The 18329-nt window shown below is 48.3% G+C and carries 25 protein-coding genes and 4 tRNA genes; 28 read left to right on the top strand and 1 reads right to left on the bottom strand.

The window, feature by feature from the left end; genetic code table 11:
- The first annotated feature begins 56 nt into the window (after window positions 1–56).
- The 17 genes from ASG34_RS09950 (at window position 57) to tatC (ending at window position 11646) form a co-directional block, all read left to right on the top strand.
- A complete protein-coding gene (locus ASG34_RS09950; RefSeq protein ID WP_055830088.1) occupies window positions 57–305 on the top strand; it encodes a BolA family protein in 249 nt (82 codons plus the stop codon).
- 32 nt (window positions 306–337) lie between these two features.
- Complete coding sequence (gene grxD / locus ASG34_RS09945; RefSeq protein WP_055830086.1) at window positions 338–646, top strand: Grx4 family monothiol glutaredoxin; 309 nt, start codon at window positions 338–340, stop codon at window positions 644–646.
- A gap of 2 nt (window positions 647–648) precedes the next feature.
- On the top strand, window positions 649–1914 hold the full coding sequence (gene murA, locus ASG34_RS09940; RefSeq protein ID WP_055830084.1) for a UDP-N-acetylglucosamine 1-carboxyvinyltransferase: 1266 nt from the start codon (window positions 649–651) through the stop codon (window positions 1912–1914).
- 51 nt (window positions 1915–1965) lie between these two features.
- Window positions 1966–2607: an ATP phosphoribosyltransferase gene (gene hisG / locus ASG34_RS09935; protein WP_055830082.1), complete on the top strand. Its 642-nt coding sequence runs from the start codon at window positions 1966–1968 to the stop codon at window positions 2605–2607.
- Window positions 2608–2631: 24 nt separating this feature from the next.
- A complete protein-coding gene (gene hisD, locus ASG34_RS09930) occupies window positions 2632–3927 on the top strand; it encodes a histidinol dehydrogenase (RefSeq protein WP_055830080.1) in 1296 nt (431 codons plus the stop codon).
- 9 nt (window positions 3928–3936) lie between these two features.
- Window positions 3937–5001, top strand: coding sequence for a histidinol-phosphate transaminase (gene hisC / locus ASG34_RS09925; protein ID WP_055830079.1), 1065 nt, complete (start codon window positions 3937–3939; stop codon window positions 4999–5001).
- Window positions 5002–5218: 217 nt separating this feature from the next.
- Window positions 5219–6103 (top strand): 3-hexulose-6-phosphate synthase, encoded by an 885-nt coding sequence (hxlA, locus tag ASG34_RS09920; protein WP_055830076.1) that lies wholly within the window; start codon window positions 5219–5221, stop codon window positions 6101–6103.
- Between the two features lie 153 nt (window positions 6104–6256).
- Window positions 6257–6847 (top strand): imidazoleglycerol-phosphate dehydratase HisB, encoded by a 591-nt coding sequence (hisB, locus tag ASG34_RS09915; protein ID WP_055830074.1) that lies wholly within the window; start codon window positions 6257–6259, stop codon window positions 6845–6847.
- A 61-nt stretch (window positions 6848–6908) separates the two neighbouring features.
- The gene (hisH, locus tag ASG34_RS09910) at window positions 6909–7553 is read left to right on the top strand and encodes an imidazole glycerol phosphate synthase subunit HisH (RefSeq protein WP_055830073.1); all 645 of its coding nucleotides are present in this window, start codon (window positions 6909–6911) and stop codon (window positions 7551–7553) included.
- 53 nt (window positions 7554–7606) lie between these two features.
- Window positions 7607–8347: a 1-(5-phosphoribosyl)-5-[(5-phosphoribosylamino)methylideneamino]imidazole-4-carboxamide isomerase gene (gene hisA / locus ASG34_RS09905; RefSeq protein ID WP_055830071.1), complete on the top strand. Its 741-nt coding sequence runs from the start codon at window positions 7607–7609 to the stop codon at window positions 8345–8347.
- Window positions 8347–9111 carry an imidazole glycerol phosphate synthase subunit HisF gene (hisF, locus tag ASG34_RS09900; protein WP_055830069.1) on the top strand — a complete coding sequence of 255 codons (765 nt, stop codon included), beginning with the start codon at window positions 8347–8349 and terminating at the stop codon, window positions 9109–9111. The genes hisA and hisF overlap by 1 nt, the downstream gene beginning before the upstream one ends.
- Window positions 9108–9491: a phosphoribosyl-AMP cyclohydrolase gene (gene hisI / locus ASG34_RS09895; RefSeq protein WP_055830067.1), complete on the top strand. Its 384-nt coding sequence runs from the start codon at window positions 9108–9110 to the stop codon at window positions 9489–9491. Before hisF ends, hisI begins: the two co-directional genes overlap by 4 nt.
- Window positions 9484–9801, top strand: a complete 318-nt coding sequence (locus tag ASG34_RS09890; protein WP_055830064.1) for a phosphoribosyl-ATP diphosphatase — start codon at window positions 9484–9486, stop codon at window positions 9799–9801. Before hisI ends, ASG34_RS09890 begins: the two co-directional genes overlap by 8 nt.
- Window positions 9798–10127, top strand: a complete 330-nt coding sequence (locus ASG34_RS09885) for a histidine triad nucleotide-binding protein (protein ID WP_055830062.1) — start codon at window positions 9798–9800, stop codon at window positions 10125–10127. Before ASG34_RS09890 ends, ASG34_RS09885 begins: the two co-directional genes overlap by 4 nt.
- A 26-nt stretch (window positions 10128–10153) precedes the next feature.
- A complete protein-coding gene (gene tatA / locus ASG34_RS09880; protein ID WP_055830061.1) occupies window positions 10154–10336 on the top strand; it encodes a Sec-independent protein translocase subunit TatA in 183 nt (60 codons plus the stop codon).
- A gap of 15 nt (window positions 10337–10351) precedes the next feature.
- Window positions 10352–10897 carry a Sec-independent protein translocase protein TatB gene (gene tatB, locus ASG34_RS14275; protein WP_082504868.1) on the top strand — a complete coding sequence of 182 codons (546 nt, stop codon included), beginning with the start codon at window positions 10352–10354 and terminating at the stop codon, window positions 10895–10897.
- A 14-nt stretch (window positions 10898–10911) separates the two neighbouring features.
- Window positions 10912–11646, top strand: a complete 735-nt coding sequence (tatC, locus tag ASG34_RS09870; protein WP_055830059.1) for a twin-arginine translocase subunit TatC — start codon at window positions 10912–10914, stop codon at window positions 11644–11646.
- 1 nt (window position 11647) lies between these two features.
- On the opposite strand, the gene ASG34_RS09865 is transcribed toward tatC, so the two are convergent.
- Window positions 11648–12808 carry a S1C family serine protease gene (locus ASG34_RS09865; RefSeq protein WP_055830057.1) on the bottom strand — a complete coding sequence of 387 codons (1161 nt, stop codon included), beginning with the start codon at window positions 12806–12808 and terminating at the stop codon, window positions 11648–11650.
- Window positions 12809–12860: 52 nt separating this feature from the next.
- Here ASG34_RS09865 and ASG34_RS09860 point away from each other — a divergent pair, with 52 nt between their 5' ends.
- The 11 genes from ASG34_RS09860 to ASG34_RS14165 all read left to right on the top strand — a co-directional run.
- On the top strand, window positions 12861–13607 hold the full coding sequence (locus ASG34_RS09860; RefSeq protein ID WP_055830055.1) for a Nif3-like dinuclear metal center hexameric protein: 747 nt from the start codon (window positions 12861–12863) through the stop codon (window positions 13605–13607).
- A 116-nt stretch (window positions 13608–13723) separates the two neighbouring features.
- Window positions 13724–14344, top strand: coding sequence for a ubiquinol-cytochrome c reductase iron-sulfur subunit (gene petA / locus ASG34_RS09855; protein ID WP_055830053.1), 621 nt, complete (start codon window positions 13724–13726; stop codon window positions 14342–14344).
- 5 nt (window positions 14345–14349) lie between these two features.
- Complete coding sequence (locus tag ASG34_RS09850) at window positions 14350–15639, top strand: cytochrome b (RefSeq protein WP_055830051.1); 1290 nt, start codon at window positions 14350–14352, stop codon at window positions 15637–15639.
- Entirely contained in the window at window positions 15636–16346 is a 711-nt protein-coding gene (locus ASG34_RS09845) for a cytochrome c1 (protein ID WP_200934440.1), read from the top strand. The genes ASG34_RS09850 and ASG34_RS09845 overlap by 4 nt, the downstream gene beginning before the upstream one ends.
- 64 nt (window positions 16347–16410) lie before the next feature.
- On the top strand, window positions 16411–17010 hold the full coding sequence (locus tag ASG34_RS09840) for a glutathione S-transferase N-terminal domain-containing protein (protein WP_055830862.1): 600 nt from the start codon (window positions 16411–16413) through the stop codon (window positions 17008–17010).
- Window positions 17011–17076: 66 nt separating this feature from the next.
- Window positions 17077–17490, top strand: a complete 414-nt coding sequence (locus ASG34_RS09835) for a ClpXP protease specificity-enhancing factor (RefSeq protein ID WP_055830049.1) — start codon at window positions 17077–17079, stop codon at window positions 17488–17490.
- Between the two features lie 138 nt (window positions 17491–17628).
- Window positions 17629–17704, top strand: a tRNA-Thr gene (locus ASG34_RS09830).
- 63 nt (window positions 17705–17767) lie between these two features.
- Window positions 17768–17852, top strand: a tRNA-Tyr gene (locus ASG34_RS09825).
- 67 nt (window positions 17853–17919) lie between these two features.
- Window positions 17920–17995, top strand: a tRNA-Gly gene (locus tag ASG34_RS09820).
- Window positions 17996–18016: 21 nt separating this feature from the next.
- Window positions 18017–18091: transfer RNA gene (locus ASG34_RS09815), tRNA-Thr, on the top strand.
- Window positions 18092–18244: 153 nt separating this feature from the next.
- Window positions 18245–18329 (top strand): GTP-binding protein (locus tag ASG34_RS14165; RefSeq protein WP_042615313.1); only part of this gene is annotated, 85 nt, incomplete at its 3' end.

Below are 18329 nucleotides of genomic sequence, written 5' to 3'. Positions count from 1 at the left end.
GCAGGCGCAAGCCTTGCATTTGATACCTGGCCGAATTGAAATAAAAGCGAGGTTTTGTGTTAACAGCAGCTCAATTGCAATCGTATATCCTGAGTGGGTTGGAATGCGATTATATAAAGGTCAACGGAGACGACGGAACGCATTTTGATGCGGTGGTCGTCAGCTCTTTATTTGAAGGTAAACGCATGGTACAGCAGCATCAAATGGTGTACGCCGCATTGGGTGACCGTATGCGTGCGGAGATTCATGCGCTGGCCTTGCAAACATATACCCCGACACAGTGGCAGCAAATGCAGCAAGCATAAACTGTGTTTTAACGGAATTGATTGGAGAAAATATGGACGCGCAAGCAAAAATTAAAGACACAGTAACCAATAACAAAGTGGTGCTGTATATGAAAGGTAGCCCGGAATTCCCACAGTGTGGCTTTTCAAATGTGGCGACCCAGATCCTGGATGCCTGTGGCGCTGAATTCGTCGCCATTGATGTTTTGCAGGACATGGATATCCGTGAAGGCATCAAGCAATATGCTAACTGGCCTACGATTCCGCAATTATACGTAAAAGGTGAGTTTATCGGCGGTGCCGACATTATGCGTAGCATGTACCAGAGCGGTGAGTTGCAAACGCTGTTGTCGGAAGCATAATCTTGGATAAACTGATTATTGAAGGCGGCGTGCCTTTGCGCGGCGAAGTTGTGATTTCCGGCGCAAAGAATGCTGCGTTACCGATTCTATGTGCAGGGTTACTGGCTGAAACGCCGCTGGTATTGACCGGTGTTCCCGAATTACGGGACGTAGCTTCTACGCTTAAGTTGCTAGACACCATGGGCGTGAAAGTCGGAAAAGACAATGACCGAGTTACGCTGGATGCCAGTGATGTAGCTTCGTTTGAAGCAACTTACGAAATGGTGAAAACCATGCGTGCCTCTATACTGGTACTTGGCCCATTGCTGGCACGTTTCGGCACTGCCCGCGTTTCATTGCCAGGCGGCTGTGCCATTGGCTCGCGTCCGGTAGATTTGCATATCAAGGGTTTGCAAGCCATGGGTGCTGCCATGCATATTACGCATGGCTATATCCAGGCCAGCACATTGCATCTACCAAATCGCCGCTTGCAGGGTGCCACTTATTATATGGATATGGTCACCGTCACCGGCACTGAAAATCTGATGATGGCTGCGGCGCTGGCGCAAGGCACAACTGTGTTGGAAAATGCTGCCAAAGAGCCAGAAGTGGTGGATCTGGCAGAATGCCTGAACAAGATGGGTGCAAAAATCAGTGGCGCTGGAACAGATACCATCACCATCGAGGGCGTGGAACGACTGACGGGTGCCGAGCACCACATTGTTTGCGACCGGATTGAAGCGGGCACTTACATGGTTGCCGCCGCGATGACCGGCGGTGAAGTGACATTGAAAAATGCGCGACCAGATTTACTGGAAGCAGTCATCGAAAAACTGCGTGAAGCTGGGGCAGAGATCAGCAGTGATCCCAACAGTATTACGGTCAGGAGTAACGGCCAGTTGAAAGCGATTAATATTCGCACTGCACCGCATCCGGCTTTCCCTACAGATATGCAGGCGCAGTTTATGGCGATGAATACCATCGCTGATGGCGTATCTACGGTGGTGGAAACCATTTTTGAAAACCGCTTTATGCATGTGCAAGAGTTGCAGCGCATGGGTGCCAATATTGAAGTGCAAGGTAATACCGCAGTGGTCAAAGGTATTTCTGCACTCGAAGGTGCCAATGTCATGGCGACTGACTTACGTGCCTCTGCAGGACTGGTGCTGGCAGGATTGGTGGCAGATGGTGAGACGGTGATTGACCGCATCTACCACCTTGACCGAGGTTACGAACGGCTGGAAGAAAAGCTCAATCAATTGGGCGCTAAAGTCCGCAGGTCGAATTAGGCTAAACCAACCCTACAGTCCACATTAAATGATACGCAGGTTAAATAAATCATGATTACTATCGCGCTCAGTAAAGGGCGAATTTTTGAAGAAACCACACCATTGCTGGCTGCTGCAGGCATACAGTCGCTGGAAGATCCGGAATCTTCACGCAAGCTGATCTTGCCAACCAATCGTGAAGACGTGCGATTGATTATTGTCCGCGCCACGGATGTACCAACCTATGTGCAATATGGTGCGGCTGATATCGGTATTGCCGGTAAGGATGTGCTGGATGAGCATGGCGGGGAAGGCTTGTACCAGCCGCTGGATTTGAATATAGCCAGATGCAAAATGATGGTAGCCGTGCGCGAAGACTTTGATTATGAAGCCAGTATCCGCCAGGGTGCACGCCTGAAAGTTGTCACAAAATATGTCAAAACGGCACGTGAGCATTTTGCCGCCAAAGGCATGCATGTCGACCTGATTAAGTTGTATGGCTCAATGGAGTTGGGTCCTTTGGTAGGTTTGGCGGATGCGATCGTGGATTTAGTCAGCACCGGTGGTACCTTGCGTGCCAACAAGCTAAAGGCGGTGGAGGAGATCGGTGCGATCAGTTCGCGCCTGGTTGTAAATCAGGCTTCTTACAAGGTGAATCGCCCTTCGTTGCAACCAATTATCGACAGTTTTGCCAGTGCGATCATGAAAGACTAATGTCATTACGACACATTTAAAGATATGAAGATTAAACGTTTATCTACCCAATCTGCTGATTTCCAGAGCGAACTGAAAGCCTTGCTGGCATTTGAAACCGCACAGGACGATAACATCGACCAGGTGGTTGCCAATATCCTCAAGGATGTTAAAGCACGCGGTGATGCCGCAGTGCTGGAATACACCAACCGTTTTGATAAAACCAATGCGGATAGCCTGACGCAACTGGAAATCCCGCAGTCCGAATTGCAAGCTGCGCTAGATGGTTTGCCAGCTGAACAGCGTGAAGCATTGCAAACGGCAGCGAACCGCGTGCGTAGCTACCACGAGAAACAAGTCATGCAATCCTGGCAATACACCGAGCCGGATGGCACTTTGCTGGGTCAGCAAGTGACGTCACTGGATCGCGTAGGCTTGTATGTGCCAGGCGGTAAAGCAGCGTATCCATCTTCTGTGCTGATGAATGCCATTCCAGCGAAGGTGGCCGGTGTACAGGAGTTGATTATGGTGGTGCCAACGCCTAACGGTGAGAAAAATCCATTGGTATTGGCGGCCGCAGCCGTATGCGGAGTGACTCGCGTATTTTGTATCGGTGGTGCGCAAGCGGTTGGCGCCCTGGCTTATGGTACAGAGACGGTGCCGCAAGTGGATAAAATTGTCGGCCCGGGAAATGCTTATGTAGCCGCGGCCAAACGCCGCGTATTTGGCGTGGTCGGTATTGATATGGTCGCTGGGCCGTCAGAGATTCTGGTGATCAGTGATGGTAAAAGTAACCCGGACTGGACAGCGATGGATTTGTTCAGCCAAGCCGAGCACGATGAGTTAGCGCAAGCGATTCTGCTTTCCCCGAGTGCTGAATTTTTGGATCAGGTGCAGGCGAGCATAGAGCGGCAAGTCACTGACATGCCACGCCAGGAAATTATCCGCACTTCGCTGCAAAACCGCGGTGCATTGATCCAGGTAAAAGATTTGGAAGAGGCTGCCGACATTTGTAACTTCATTGCGCCGGAGCACTTGGAGTTATCAATGGATGACGCACTCGCTTATAGTAAAAAGGTGAAGCACGCTGGTGCCATTTTCATGGGCCGTGATACCTGCGAAGCCCTGGGTGATTATTGTGCCGGGCCAAACCACGTGTTACCGACTTCACGTACGGCACGCTTCAGTTCGCCATTGGGTGTTTATGATTTCCAGAAACGCTCAAGCCTGATCATGGTTTCCAGCGAAGGCGCGCAAACTCTAGGTAAGGTCGCAGCGACGTTAGCCTACGGCGAAGGCTTGCAAGCGCACGCACGCAGCGCTGAGTACCGTTTGAAATAAGGCTGGCAGATGAGTAAATTGTGGAGCCCGATCGTGCATACCCTGACACCCTATGTGCCAGGCGAGCAACCCAAGATTCAAAACCTGATCAAACTGAACACCAACGAGAATCCGTACGGGCCCAGCCCCAAGGTGATTGCAGCATTGCAGGCTGAAGCGGCGGATAGTTTGCGCCTGTATCCTGATCCGGATTCCAGCCGTATGAAAGCCGCGATTGCTGAATATCATGGCTTGCAGGTCAATCAAGTATTTGTCGGTAATGGTTCCGATGAAGTATTGGCGCATGTGTTCCAGGCTTTGCTTAAGCACGATTCGCCTTTGCTGTTTCCTGATATCACTTACAGTTTTTATCCGGTGTATTGTGGTTTGTATGGCATTCAGTATGAAACCGTTCCGCTGAACGATCAGTTTGAAATTGATATCGACGATTATTCTCGCCCAAACGGCGGCATTATTTTCCCGAATCCGAATGCGCCAACAGGCATTCCACTGCCCTTGGCTGAGATTGAACGTTTACTGCAAGCCAATAAAGACTCGGTAGTTGTAGTTGATGAAGCTTATGTCGATTTTGGCACTGAATCAGCGGTAGCGTTAATAAAAAGCTATCCCAATTTGTTAGTAACGCATACATATTCAAAATCCCGCTCATTAGCCGGACTTAGAGTGGGGTACGCTGTGGGCGATGCAAATTTGATTGAAGCCTTGATAAGGGTGAAAGATAGTTTTAACTCTTATCCTATCGATAGATTCGCTGAAGCCGGAGCAGTTGCTGCTTTACAAGATGAAGCTTATTTCCAGCAAACACGACAACAGGTAATTGCTTCGCGCGAACAATTAGTCACGCAAATGCAATCACTAGGCTTTGATATCTTGCCATCAGGTGCAAATTTTATCTTTGCACGGCATTCACAACAGGCGGGTGAAGAAATCGCTGCAAAATTGCGCGAACATGCCGTGCTCGTCAGGCATTTCAAAAAACCTGCCAGAATTGCAGACTTTTTGCGAATCACGGTAGGGAATAACATGCAAAATGACGCATTGATACAGGCATTGAAATCATTTTTAAGTATCTGATGTCGCTAAAATCAAAGTATCAGCATCAATCTAACCGCTAACATCGCTTAAATGATTCTATCGCGGTACAAAAAAATGTGTCGCAATATTGTCATTTTGTTTGAAATACGGTTATGATGCACGCTATTGTACATAATGTGCAGTGAGGGTTGCGTTTGCATCATTGCTGCGCAAAAGTTCATTGGATTTAAAATAGAGCAAACTCGGAGGAAGAAAAATGGCACAAACCCAGATGGCATTAGACTCATTGGATTTTGACGCAACAATCGCTTTGGCGGCTAAAGTAGCGCCACATGTTGATATCCTGGAAATTGGTACGCCTTGTATCAAGCATAACGGTATCGAACTGTTGAAAGCATTGCGTACTAAATTCCCTAACAACAAAATTTTGGTTGACCTGAAAACCATGGATGCTGGCTTCTACGAAGCTGAGCCATTCTACAAAGCAGGTGCTGACATTTGTACCGTTTTGGGTACTGCTGATGCTGGTACGATCAAAGGTGTAATCGATGCTGCTAACAAATATGGCAAAGAAGCACAAATCGACCTGATCAACGTTAAAGACAAAAAAGCCCGCACTCTGGAAGTTGTTAAACTGGGTGCACACATCATTGGTGTGCATACAGGTTTGGATCAACAAGCTGCTGGCCACACTCCATTTGCTGACCTGGGCCTGGTTTCAGGCTTGAAAACAGGTGCTAAAGTATCTGTTGCTGGTGGTGTTAAAGCTGCAACGACTAAACAAGTAGTTGACGCTGGCGCTGACATCGTTGTTGCTGGTGCTGCTATCTATGGTGCCGCTGATCCTGCTGCTGCTGCTTCTGAAATCACTAAGATCGCTCACGGTGCTAGTACTTCTGCAAAAGGCGGTAACAAATTGCTGCCATGGATCATCGCTGCGGTTGCTGCAGTATTGGTATTCTCTTTGTTGGGCAAAAAATCTGAAGAAGCTGCACCTGCTGCTGAAACTCCAGTAACTGAAGAAGCTGCTCCAGCTGCTGAAGCGCCTGCTGCCGAAGCGCCAGTCACTGAAGAAGCTGCTCCAGCTGCAACAACTGAAGAAACTGCACCTGCTGCAGAAGCTCCAGCTGCAACTAACTAATCTCCTTACTATCTCCGGATAGTAATCAGACTAAAAAAGCAGTCCTTGCGGACTGCTTTTTTGTTTTTACACCACAGATTTTGCCAGGCCGTTAAGACTTGCTGTAAAATGCCTGTATTATTTGCTAAATCCCTGTGATTACCTTTTCCCACTATGTCACGCCAAGCTGAAGTTACGCGCAATACTCTCGAAACCCAAATTACTGTTGCGATCAACCTGGACGGTACAGGTCAGTCGGACTTAAAAAGTGGATTGGGCTTTCTGGACCACATGCTTGATCAAATTGCCCGTCATGGCATGATCGACTTGAAAGTGCACGCCAAAGGTGATTTGCATATTGACGGTCACCACACTGTGGAAGATATTGGTATCACCCTCGGTCAGGCTTTTTCAAAGGCGCTAGGTGATAAAAAAGGGATTACGCGCTATGGTCATAGCTATGTGCCATTGGATGAAGCATTAAGCCGCGTAGTGCTGGATTTATCCGGCCGTCCGGGACTGGAGTTTGACTGCAAGTTTGTGCGCGCCATGATAGGTGAGTTCGATGCCGACCTGTTCTACGAGTTTTTTCAGGGATTTGTCAATCACTCACTGATCACCTTGCACATTGATAACCTTAAAGGACACAATGCGCACCACCAGGCCGAAACCATTTTCAAGGCATTTGGCCGTGCATTGCGCATGGCAATCACGCCTGATCTGCGCATGGCCGGTATGATGCCATCCACCAAAGGCTCGTTATAAAAATCGCTTCTTACAAAGACGCTCGTTTAAAGTTACTCGTTAAAAAGTTGATAGTCAAACCATGAATCGTTTGCAAGTGGCCGTTGTTGATTACGGCATGGGTAATTTAAGATCCGTGGCGAATGCCTTGAAGGCGGTGGCGCCAGAGGTGAGTATAGAGATCACCAGTGACCCGGAATTAATTGCTGCAGCTGAGCGTGTAGTGTTTCCCGGGCAAGGTGCGATGCCTGACTGTATACGTGAACTGGATATGCGTGGTTTACGCCAGGCAGTGGTTGAAGCTACCCGTGAAAAGCCATTTTTTGGTATTTGTATCGGTTTGCAAATGCTGTTTGAGCATTCTGAAGAAGGCGACGTGCCTGGTCTGGGTATTTATCCAGGCGAAGTGAAACGTTTCCCTGCCGATAAAATGGTGGATATCCAGGGTGCCAAATTAAAAGTGCCGCACATGGGTTGGAGCCAGGTGCACCAAGCCGACGCGCATGCCATGTGGCAAGATATTCCTGACCAGGCGCGCTTTTATTATGTGCATAGTTATTATGTAGACCCTGCCGAAGCGGCGCTTACCGCAGCTACAACGGCTTATCCGTTTGACTATACATGTGCCATTGCACGCGACAATGTGTTTGCCGTGCAATTTCACCCGGAAAAGAGTGCAGAATCAGGCTTGCAACTTTTACGTAATTTTGTAAACTGGAAACCATAAGTGCGTTTCCCTAAATTTTGTCCAAACCCGTTACATATCTACATTAAAACAGCATGTTAATTATCCCGGCAATTGATTTAAAAGATGGTCACTGCGTACGTTTGAAGCAGGGGCTGATGGAAGAGTCCACCATATTTTCTGAAGACCCTGCGGCGATGGCCAGGCATTGGGTAGACCAGGGCGGCAAACGCTTGCACCTGGTTGATTTGAATGGCGCATTTGCCGGTAAGCCGATTAATGAAAATGCGATTAAATCTATAGTGGCTGCAGTGGGAGGGGATATTCCTATCCAGCTTGGCGGTGGTATTCGTGATCTGGATACGATAGAGCGTTATCTGGATGACGGCATCAGTTACATCATTATTGGAACCGCTGCCGTCAAGAATCCGGGTTTCCTGCATGAAGCGTGTTATGCATTTCCTGGTCAAATCATGGTTGGCCTCGATGCTAAAGACGGTAAAGTTGCAGTAGATGGTTGGTCAAAATTAACTGGTCACGATGTGATTGACCTGGCAAAGAAATTTGAAGATTACGGTGTGGAAAGCATCGTCTACACTGATATTGGCCGTGACGGCATGCTCAATGGCGTGAATATTGAAGCGACTGTCGCTTTGGCGCAAGCCTTGACCATTCCAGTGATTGCCAGTGGAGGTGTTACCAATCTTGATGATGTGCGCAAATTATGCGCGGTGCAGGCTGAAGGTATTATCGGTACGATTACCGGTCGTGCAATTTATGAAGGCACTTTGGATTTCTCAGCAGCCCAGACCCTGGCCGATGAGCTTAGCGCGTAATGGGATGTGCTAAACGCATCATTCCCTGCCTGGATGTCACCAATGGCCGTGTGGTTAAAGGTGTTAACTTTCTTGAGCTGCGCGATGCCGGAGACCCGGTAGAAATTGCCCAGCGCTACAACGAGCAGGGGGCAGATGAACTGACCTTTCTCGATATCACCGCCAGTTCTGATGACCGCGACCTGATTCTGCATATTATCGAGCGTGTGGCAGAAAAAGTATTTATTCCTCTCACTGTCGGTGGTGGTGTGCGCAAAGTCGAAGACGTCAGGCGTTTATTGAATGCCGGTGCGGACAAAGTCAGTATCAATACAACTGCAGTGCTGAATCCCCAAGTGGTTGAAGATGCTGCGAGCCGTTATGGTTCACAATGTATCGTTGTTGCCATCGATGCCAAAAAAGTGGATAACAAGCCGTTTGAGTGGGAAGTGTTTACCCACGGTGGCCGTAATCCTACCGGATTAGATGCTGTTGAATGGGCTCGCAAGATGGTCAGCCTGGGTGCAGGCGAATTATTGGTCACCAGCATGGACCGCGACGGTACTAAGATCGGTTTTAATAATCCACTTAACAGAGCGATTAGTGATGCAGTAGCGGTGCCATTAATTGCATCCGGTGGTGTGGGTAACCTTCAGCATTTGGTGGATGGTGTGACACTGGGCGGTGCGGATGCGGTACTGGCCGCCAGCATTTTTCACTATGGTGAATACACGGTGCAGCAAGCGAAAGACTATATGCGTCAACACGGGTTGGAAGTACGATGAACTGGCTTGATCAAGTGGCCTGGACTGATGATGGTCTTGTGCCTGTGATTGCACAGGAACAGTCTTCAGGCAAGATTCTGATGTTTGCCTGGATGAACCGCGAAGCTTTACAGCTGACGCGCGAGACTGGTCAAGCCGTATATTTCTCGCGTTCGCGCAACAAACTCTGGCACAAAGGTGAAGAGTCCGGGCATACGCAAATCGTGCACGATATCCGCCTTGACTGCGACAATGACGTGGTTTTGCTCACAGTTGAACAACAGGGTGGTATTGCCTGTCATACAGGAAGACACAATTGCTTTTTTCAACAGTTGCAAGGCGATGATTGGGTGACGGTTGAGCCTGTCATTAAAGACCCGAAAGTGATTTATCATGAGTGATGTACTAGATCGGCTGTCTGAATTAATGGAGCAGCGCAAATCTGCTGATCCTGCATCTTCATATGTGGCCAGACTGTATGCCAAAGGCCTGGACAGTATCCTGAAGAAAATTGGTGAGGAAGCGACCGAAACTGTGATTGCTGCTAAAGGAGGCAATGCTGATGAAATCGTTTATGAAACCGCAGATTTGTGGTTCCATACATTGGTGATGCTGAGCCATGTCGGTTTGAGCGCGCAGGATGTACTGAAAGAACTGGCACGTCGCGAAGGTTTGTCGGGTATTGCGGAGAAAGCGAGCAGGTCAGAATGAGTGCAGACTGTGTTTTTTGCAAGATCGTGGCTGGTAACATTCCTTCAAAAACTATTTATGAGGACGGTAATGTCATTGCGTTTCATGACATCCGTCCCATGGCTAAAACGCATTTTTTGATTGTGCCGAAAAAGCATATCGAAACATTGAAAGACTGTACTGTTGAAGATCAGGATTTGCTGGGCGGAATGATGTTGCTGGCGCCAAAACTGGCGGCGGATCAAGGCCTGGTAGGATACAAAACGTTGATGAATGTGGGTCGTGAAGGTGGGCAGGAAGTGTTCCATATTCATTTGCATGTCTATGGTGGCGGTGCAGCGGCGTAAGCGCAACCTAGTTAGAGGAGATTGTGATGGGAAGCTTTAGTTTATGGCATTGGTTGATCGTGTTGCTGATTGTGGTACTGGTATTTGGTACCAAGAAACTGCGCAATATTGGTAGTGATGTAGGCGGCGCGGTGAATGAGTTCAAAAAGGCCGTGAATGACGGTAAAGGCGAATCCAAGCCCGACGAGTTGTCTGACAGAAATAAATAACGACAGCGATTCATTGTGTTTGATATTTCTTTTTCCGAAATGGTGGTGATTGCTATTGTCGCATTGATAGTGATCGGGCCGGAAAAACTGCCAAAAGTCGCCCGCACTGCGGGCGCTTTTTTTGGGCGCTTGCAGCGCTTTGTGACGCAAGTTAAAGACGAAGTGAATCGTGAATCGCGCTTTGCAGAATTGCAAAAGTTGCAGGAGGAAGTGCAGTCCAGCCTGCAGCAAAATTATGCCGATATTGAGCAAAGTATTCTGCCGCCAACATCACAAGTGAACGAGCCAGCCTCGGTGGAAAGCGTAAAAAAGCCACGCAAACCCCGTCAGGCTAAAGTAAAAGATTTAACGTCAGAACAAGCTGTCATCAAACCACCTCGGCGTTCTAAAGCGGCAGATGAGCTTAATCAGTCAGCCACTGTACAAGATGCTACTTCAGAAGGTAGTGCTACTCCAGAAAGTTTGGCACCTGTTAGTGCAAGTGTTCCTCGTCCACGCAAAACAAAGCCGAAAGCCACTATTGATACGGCCGATATGTTTACCGATGAACATAAATCTTAAGTAATTGTTCATTCATGACGCCTACCGAAAACTTTATCTCCCACCTGATTGAATTGCGCAACCGTCTGTTGCGTGCCGTGATCGGTTTGCTGCTTATATTTGTCGGCCTGTTTCCGTTTGCCGATAAGTTATACAGCCTATTGGCCGCGCCACTTCTGGCTAAGTTGCCACAGGGGGCGCAAATGATTGCCACGGCTGTCACCACACCATTCTTTGTGCCAATGAAAGTGACCATGCTGGCAGCGTTCCTGGTTGCTTTGCCTTGGATTCTTTACCAGTGCTGGGCATTTGTGGCACCAGGTTTGTATGCGCACGAAAAGCGCATGATGCTGCCTTTGCTGGTTGCATCGCTGTTCCTGTTTTTCATTGGCATGGCGTTCGCCTATTTCGCGGTTTTCCCAGTGGTATTCGGATTTTTAATCGGGAGTGCACCACAAGGCGTGGCGGTGATGACCGATATTGCGGAGTACCTGGATTTTGTCATCGGCCTATTTATGGCTTTTGGTTTTGCATTTGAAGTGCCGGTCGCTGTTGTGCTGATGGCATTGATGGGTTGGGTTACACTGGAGCAACTGAAAGAGGCGCGCGGCTATGTGGTTGTCGGTGCCTTCGTGGTGGGAGCGATCTTTACACCACCGGATATTGTTTCCCAGTTTATGCTTGCCATTCCATTATGGATACTATACGAATCTGGATTGCTGGTAGTGCGCTGGTTACCACCGAGAACCAGCGATACAACTTCTGTATAAGTTATTTCGGTATCTTGTTCGGCAGTGGGCGCTTACCCACGACAAGGTCGATATCCATTTTTTTACCCGTACGCAGAATAGATAAAGTCGCTTTCTCGCGGGGTTTGAGCATAGCGATAATATTCAACATCGACTGACTGTCGGTCACCGGTTTTTTGTCGATGGCTGTGAGAATATCGCCAGGACGTAAGCCCGCTTTATCCGCTGGGCTATCAAGCAACACACCCGCAATCAGCGAGCCATCAATATTTTTTAAATTAAACGATTCGGCAAGCTCAGGTGTAATGTCCTGCGCCTCTATGCCTATCCAGCCTCGTGTCACCGATCCACTGGAAGTAATTTGTTCCATGACTTGCTGGGCGATGCTGACCGGAATCGCAAAGCCTATGCCCATGCTGCCGCCATTGCGCGAATAAATGGCACTGTTGATGCCAATGAGGTTGCCGTTAATATCAATCAAGGCGCCACCGGAGTTGCCCGGGTTGATAGAAGCATCCGTCTGGATAAAATTCTCAAACGTATTAATGCCTAGATGGTTGCGGCCAAGTGCACTGATAATCCCTTGGGTAACCGTTTGACCAACGCCGAAGGGATTGCCAATCGCCAGCACGACATCGCCAACCTTCATTTGCTCGCTATTGCTGAATGTAATCGCAGGTAAATTCTTGCGGTCGATTTTAAGCACGGCGACATCAGTCTCAGGGTCTGTACCAACCACTGTGGCGGAAGACTTGCTGCCATCACTTAAGGCCACTTCGATCTGGTCCGCCGAACTGATCACATGATTATTAGTCAGAATCAGCCCATCAGCACTCACAATCACGCCACTGCCTAAACTGTTTTCAGGCTGTTCATCTTCTTCTTCCATTTCTTCCCCGAAAAAATGGCGGAACAAGGGATCATTTTTTAACGCGCGATGCGGATCCTGGCTGATATGTGCAGTGGTGAAGATATTGACCACAGAAGGTGTCGCTTTGCTTACTGCGCTGCGATAGCCTGCTTTTGCGATGGCTGCGGTTTGAATGCCGGAGTTGGATTCTTTAATGATGACCTTCTGATTGCTCGGCTGCATCAGCAGGTTAGGATAAAATAATTTCATCACAAACAGAATACCGAGGCAGACGGTGACTGCTTGTGAGAAGATAGTCCAGAGTTGTCGCATGGCGGCCAGAAAAAGGTTGTCTTAATAGTTGATTAGTATATGAGAGTCAGAGATGGAATTGAATCGTCTTGTTAGTGAATTAGCTAATTTTTTGCAAGTTGTCAGATTTCAGGACTATTGCCCGAATGGATTGCAGGTGGAAGGGCGGCCAGAAGTGCGGCGCATCGTCACCGGCGTCACTGCCAGCCAGGCATTGATTGATGCTGCGATTGAAGCGGACGCAGATGCAATCCTGGTGCATCATGGTTATTTCTGGCGCGGCGAGCCTGCTGAAATCACAGGAATGAAGCGAAACCGTCTCAAGCAGTTATTGACTCACGACATCAGCTTACTTGCTTACCATTTGCCTTTGGATGCGCACACCGACGTTGGCAACAATGTGCAGTTGGGTAAAGTGCTGGGCTGGCCGATAGTGCGCTACCTTGATGATAAAAACATGCTGCCGATGACAGTGTTGCCTGACGATATTTCGCTGCAACAACTAAGCAATCATGTCAGCAAGCAGTTAAACCGCCAGGCGCAACTCCTGGGCGAGCCTGACCGGCAAGTGCGCACAGTTGCCTGGTGCACTGGTGCAGCGCAATCGTATATTCAGCAAGCAGTGACTGCCAATATTGATGTGTTCCTCAGTGGTGAAGTTTCCGAGCCTACCTGGCACACAGTGCAGGAAACCGGCACTGCGTATATTGCAGCCGGACACCATGCCACAGAACGCTACGGAATTAAGGCATTAGGGCAATGGTTGGCAGAAAATTACGCAATTGAGCACATTTTCATAGAAGTGGAAAACCCTATTTAATTTATTAATATCAATCACTTATTGAATTAAATTTGGCTTGTGTATGCGGAAAATGTATAATCGCGACTCAAGTTTTGATCACACTGTTACCTCAAAAGGGTAGATTAAGGAAGCCAATGTCAGAAAACAAAATTGACAGCAACTGTTTGTCGTTTTGCGCGCCATCTGAGGTGGATTTGCAAAAACGCGACTTTTTGGTGAAAGCAACTGCTGCCACCGGTGCTGTCGGTGTCGCTGCTGTGGCGGTGCCATTTGTCGGCAGTATGTTGCCTAGTGAGCGTGCCAAAGCCGCTGGTGCACCAGTTGAAGTAGATATCAGCAAGCTGAAACCAGGCGAAAAAATGACGGCCGAATGGCGCGGTCAGCCGGTGTGGATTGTGCGCCGCTCGCCTGAAATGATGGCCATATTGGACAAGCATGATGGGGATTTGTCTGATCCTAATATGGAAGTGCCGCAGCAACCTGAATATTGTAAAAACAAGGCGCGCGCGATTAAACCAGAGTTTGCGGTGATGTTGGGTACATGTACGCATCTGGGTTGTTCGCCAAATGACAATTTTGCGCAAACAGCTGACTGGCCAGGTGGTTTTGTATGTCCATGCCACGGATCCAAGTTTGACCTGACTGGCCGGGTGTTTAAAGGCTCGCCAGCGCCAACCAATCTGGTTGTTCCGCCACACCAATATCTGACAGAAACCACCATTTTGATTGGTGATGACAAAAAGGCGGAGGCTTAAATATTATGGCAACTAATAAAAATACAATTGCCGCTGGTTTGCTGGACTGGGTTGATGCCAGATTCCCACTGACCAGTACTATCAAAGGACACCTTACCGAGTATTACGCACCGAAAAATTTCAACTTCTGGTATTTCTTCGGTTCATTGGCCTTATTAGTATTGGTGCTGCAAATCGTCACCGGTATTTTCCTGACCATGAACTACAAACCGGATGCTGAATTAGCATTTGCTTCGGTGGAATACATCATGCGGGACGTATTTGGCGGAAACATTATTCGTTACATGCACTCGACTGGCGCCTCCATGTTTTTTGTGGTGGTTTACCTGCATATGTTCCGTGGCATTATCTATGGTTCATACAGGACGCCACGCGAACTGATCTGGCTGTTTGGTGTAGGTATTTTCCTGGTGTTGATGGGTGAGGCGTTCTTCGGCTACCTGTTGCCATGGGGTCAAATGTCCTACTGGGGCGCGCAAGTGATTGTGAACCTGTTCTCTACCGTGCCGTTTATCGGTCCGGATTTATCAGAATGGTTGCGTGGTGACTACCTGGTGTCAGATGCGACATTGAACCGCTTCTTTGCATTCCACGTAATTGCGCTGCCATTGGTGTTGTTGGGTCTGGTAGCCGTGCATATTGTGGCTTTGCATGAAGTCGGTTCCAACAACCCTGACGGCGTGGAGATCAAAAAGCATAAAGACAAGGAAACCGGTATTCCACTGGATGGTATTCCTTTCCATCCATACTACTCAGTGAAAGATCTGGTAGGTGTGGTGGTGTTCCTGATGGTGTTCTTCGCTATCGTGTTTTTTATGCCGGAAATGGGTGGTTACTTCCTCGAGGCCAATAACTTCATTCCTGCTGATCCGCTGAAAACACCGGCGCACATTGCGCCAGTATGGTACTTCACACCTTATTACTCCATCTTGCGTGCGGTGCCGCCTATCGGTATTTCACAATTCCCTGGGGTAGTGGCGATGGGCTTGTCAGTTGTTGCATTTGCTTTCTTGCCCTGGTTGGACAGAAGTCCGGTGAAGTCGATTCGCTACCGTGGCGCATTGTACAAGCGCTGGTTGACTGCTTTCGTCATTAGCTTCGTCATTCTGGGTTATCTGGGAACTGTTCCTGGCGATGTCTGGGGTCAATTCGGGCCATGGTTGGGACGCGCAGATCGTGCGACCGTGGTTGCCCGTATTTGTATGGTGATTTACTTTGCATATTTTGTATTAATGCCCTGGTACACCAAAAAAGACAAAACCAAACCAGTGCCGGAAAGGGTGACATACAAATGATGAAGAAATTATTTATTCAGGCATTTGCCAGTGTGGCATTGCTGGTTTCAGGCGTTGCTTTAGCGAATGAGGTGCATATTGATGTAACGGCACCGATTAACATGAGTGATAAAGCTTCTTTGCAGCGTGGGGCCAAGATTTTTGTGAACTACTGCCTCAACTGTCATAGTGCCAATTACATGCGTTACAACCGTTTGCAGGACATTGGCCTGACCGACAAGCAGATCAAGGATAACTTGCTGTTTGCCGGTGAGAAGGTTGGCGAGACCATGCGTGTCAGCATGAACCCGAAAGATGCCAAAAAATGGTTTGGTGCTGCACCTCCGGATTTAAGTGTGGAAGTGCGCGCACGAGGTGCTGACTGGGTGTATGCCTACCTGCGTAGTTTCTACAAGGATGACAGCCGTCCAACCGGCTGGAATAACCTGGTGTTTGATAAAGTGGCAATGCCACACGTGTTGTATGAGCTGCAGGGCGTGCAAGTGCTGGATCATGAAACACATACACTGAAACTGGAAAAAGCCGGTAAATTGAGTCCTGAAGAATATGAACAGTTTGCAGGTGATTTAACCAACTTTATGGCATTTATGGCTGAGCCTGCTAAACAATCCCGTCTGTGGCTTGGTGTAGCGGTGTTGCTGTTCTTGTCTGTGCTGTTAGTCTTGGTGAAGAAAATCAAAGCTGAATACTGGAAAGACATACGGTAAGCAGCAACCAAGTCCGACACCAGGGCCTTGGCCTTGGTGTCTTTTTTTATAGGGAAAAATGATTATGATGAGATTGTATTCGGGCACTGTCGATCCTTACAGCCACCGTTGCCGTATCGTGCTGTTTGAAAAGGGTATGGACTTTGAAGTCATTGATGTTGACCTCACCAACAAAACTGAAGACCTCGCCATACTGAATCCTTACGGCGAAGTGCCGGTGCTGGTAGAGCGTGACCTGGTATTGTCAGAAGCCAATATTATTAATGAGTACATAGACGAGCGCTTTCCGCATCCGCAACTGATGCCGGCTGACCCGGTTATGCGCGCCCGTGCACGTTTGTATCTTTATAACTTTGAAAAAGATCTGTTTAACCACATTAAAGATATCGAATCTGGCGAAGATGAAAGAGTTGAGCGCGCACGCAAAGTGATACGCGATAATCTGACACAGCTGGTGCCGATTTTCAGCAAGCAAAACTACTTGATGGGTGATGAATACTCCATGCTGGATGTCGCCATTACACCATTGTTATGGCGCTTGGGTCATTACGGCATTGAATTGCCTAACCAGGCTGCACCATTGCTGAAATATGCAGAGCGTTTGTTCTCCCGCCCTATGTATGCCGAAGCAATGACCCCTTCTGAAAAGGCCATGCGCAAGTAATTTTTAGTTCGCATATACACAGCGCGGTGATATTTTCCCGCGCTGTTTTTCCAAGGAAAAGTCAGTATGAGCACATTGATTCCAACCACTGCCTATTTAATACGCGCGATACATGAATGGTGTGTCGATAATGCATTGACGCCACATCTGTTGGTGAAGGTGGACGCGCATACGCGTGTGCCAATGGCGTTTGTGAAAAATGGTGAAATCGTACTGAATATTAACTACACCGCAGTAAAAGATCTGCATATTGATAATGATGCGGTCGTGTTTTCAGCGCGTTTCAGTGGTGTCGCCCAGCATATTTATGTGCCAATTGGGCGTGTAGCAGGTGTATTTGCCCGGGAAAACAGCCAAGGCATGTTCTTTGAAGTTGCAGATGGCAATGCGCCTGAGCCATTAAGAAGCGCAGAACTGCCCAAGCCTGAAACATCCGAGCCTGGTACTGCAAAAAAATCCCACCTTAAAGTCGTCAAGTAAGTTTGCGTATTTGTAAAAACCTGCCATCACAATAATGGCACATTGATGATGCACAATCTTTTTGGCTGAGAATAAAAAATTTCTCAAAGCACTAGATAAAACTAATAAAAAAGTGCTATAGTTGCGCCTTTCCGAAATGCCGGGTTAGCTCAGTTGGTAGAGCAGCGCACTTGTAATGCGAAGGTCATCAGTTCGATTCCGATACCCGGCACCATAGATTTAAATACAGTTAGCATTGACGCTGATTGAATTAGCCGCGATAATCGCGGTCGATTTTGGAGGGGTGGCCGAGTGGTTAAAGGCGACGGACTGTAAATCCGTTCTCTCAGAGTACGCTGGTTCGAATCCAGCCCCCTCCACCAAATTACTGTCTGTGGGCTTTGAGTAAAAGCGGGATGGTGAGAGCCTTCCTTGGGTGTTCTGCATATTGCGGGTGTAGCTCAGTTGGTAGAGCACTTGCCTTCCAAGCAAGATGTCGCGAGTTCGAACCTCGTCGCCCGCTCCAACAGCAATGATTGCATGAAGCGCCCATGTGGCTCAGTGGTAGAGCACTCCCTTGGTAAGGGAGAGGTCGCGGGTCCGATTCCCGCCATGGGCACCAGTTTTGCTCTATGAAGACATAGGCTTCGTAACATAGGGCTTAATAGCATCTGTGGTTAAGTAGTGGCGTTTCAGGATGGTGTCATCCGCGTCGCGTAATTTGTGAATAACACAATTATTTATTGGCATTTCAGTATCAATAAAGGAAAACATCATGGCAAAAGGCAAATTCGAACGTACCAAGCCACACGTGAACGTTGGTACGATTGGTCACGTTGACCACGGTAAGACAACATTGA

This window comes from Methylophilus sp. Leaf416 (assembly GCF_001424665.1).
GTDB lineage: Bacteria > Pseudomonadota > Gammaproteobacteria > Burkholderiales > Methylophilaceae > Methylophilus.
This window is presented reverse-complemented; position numbering and strand designations above follow the sequence as displayed.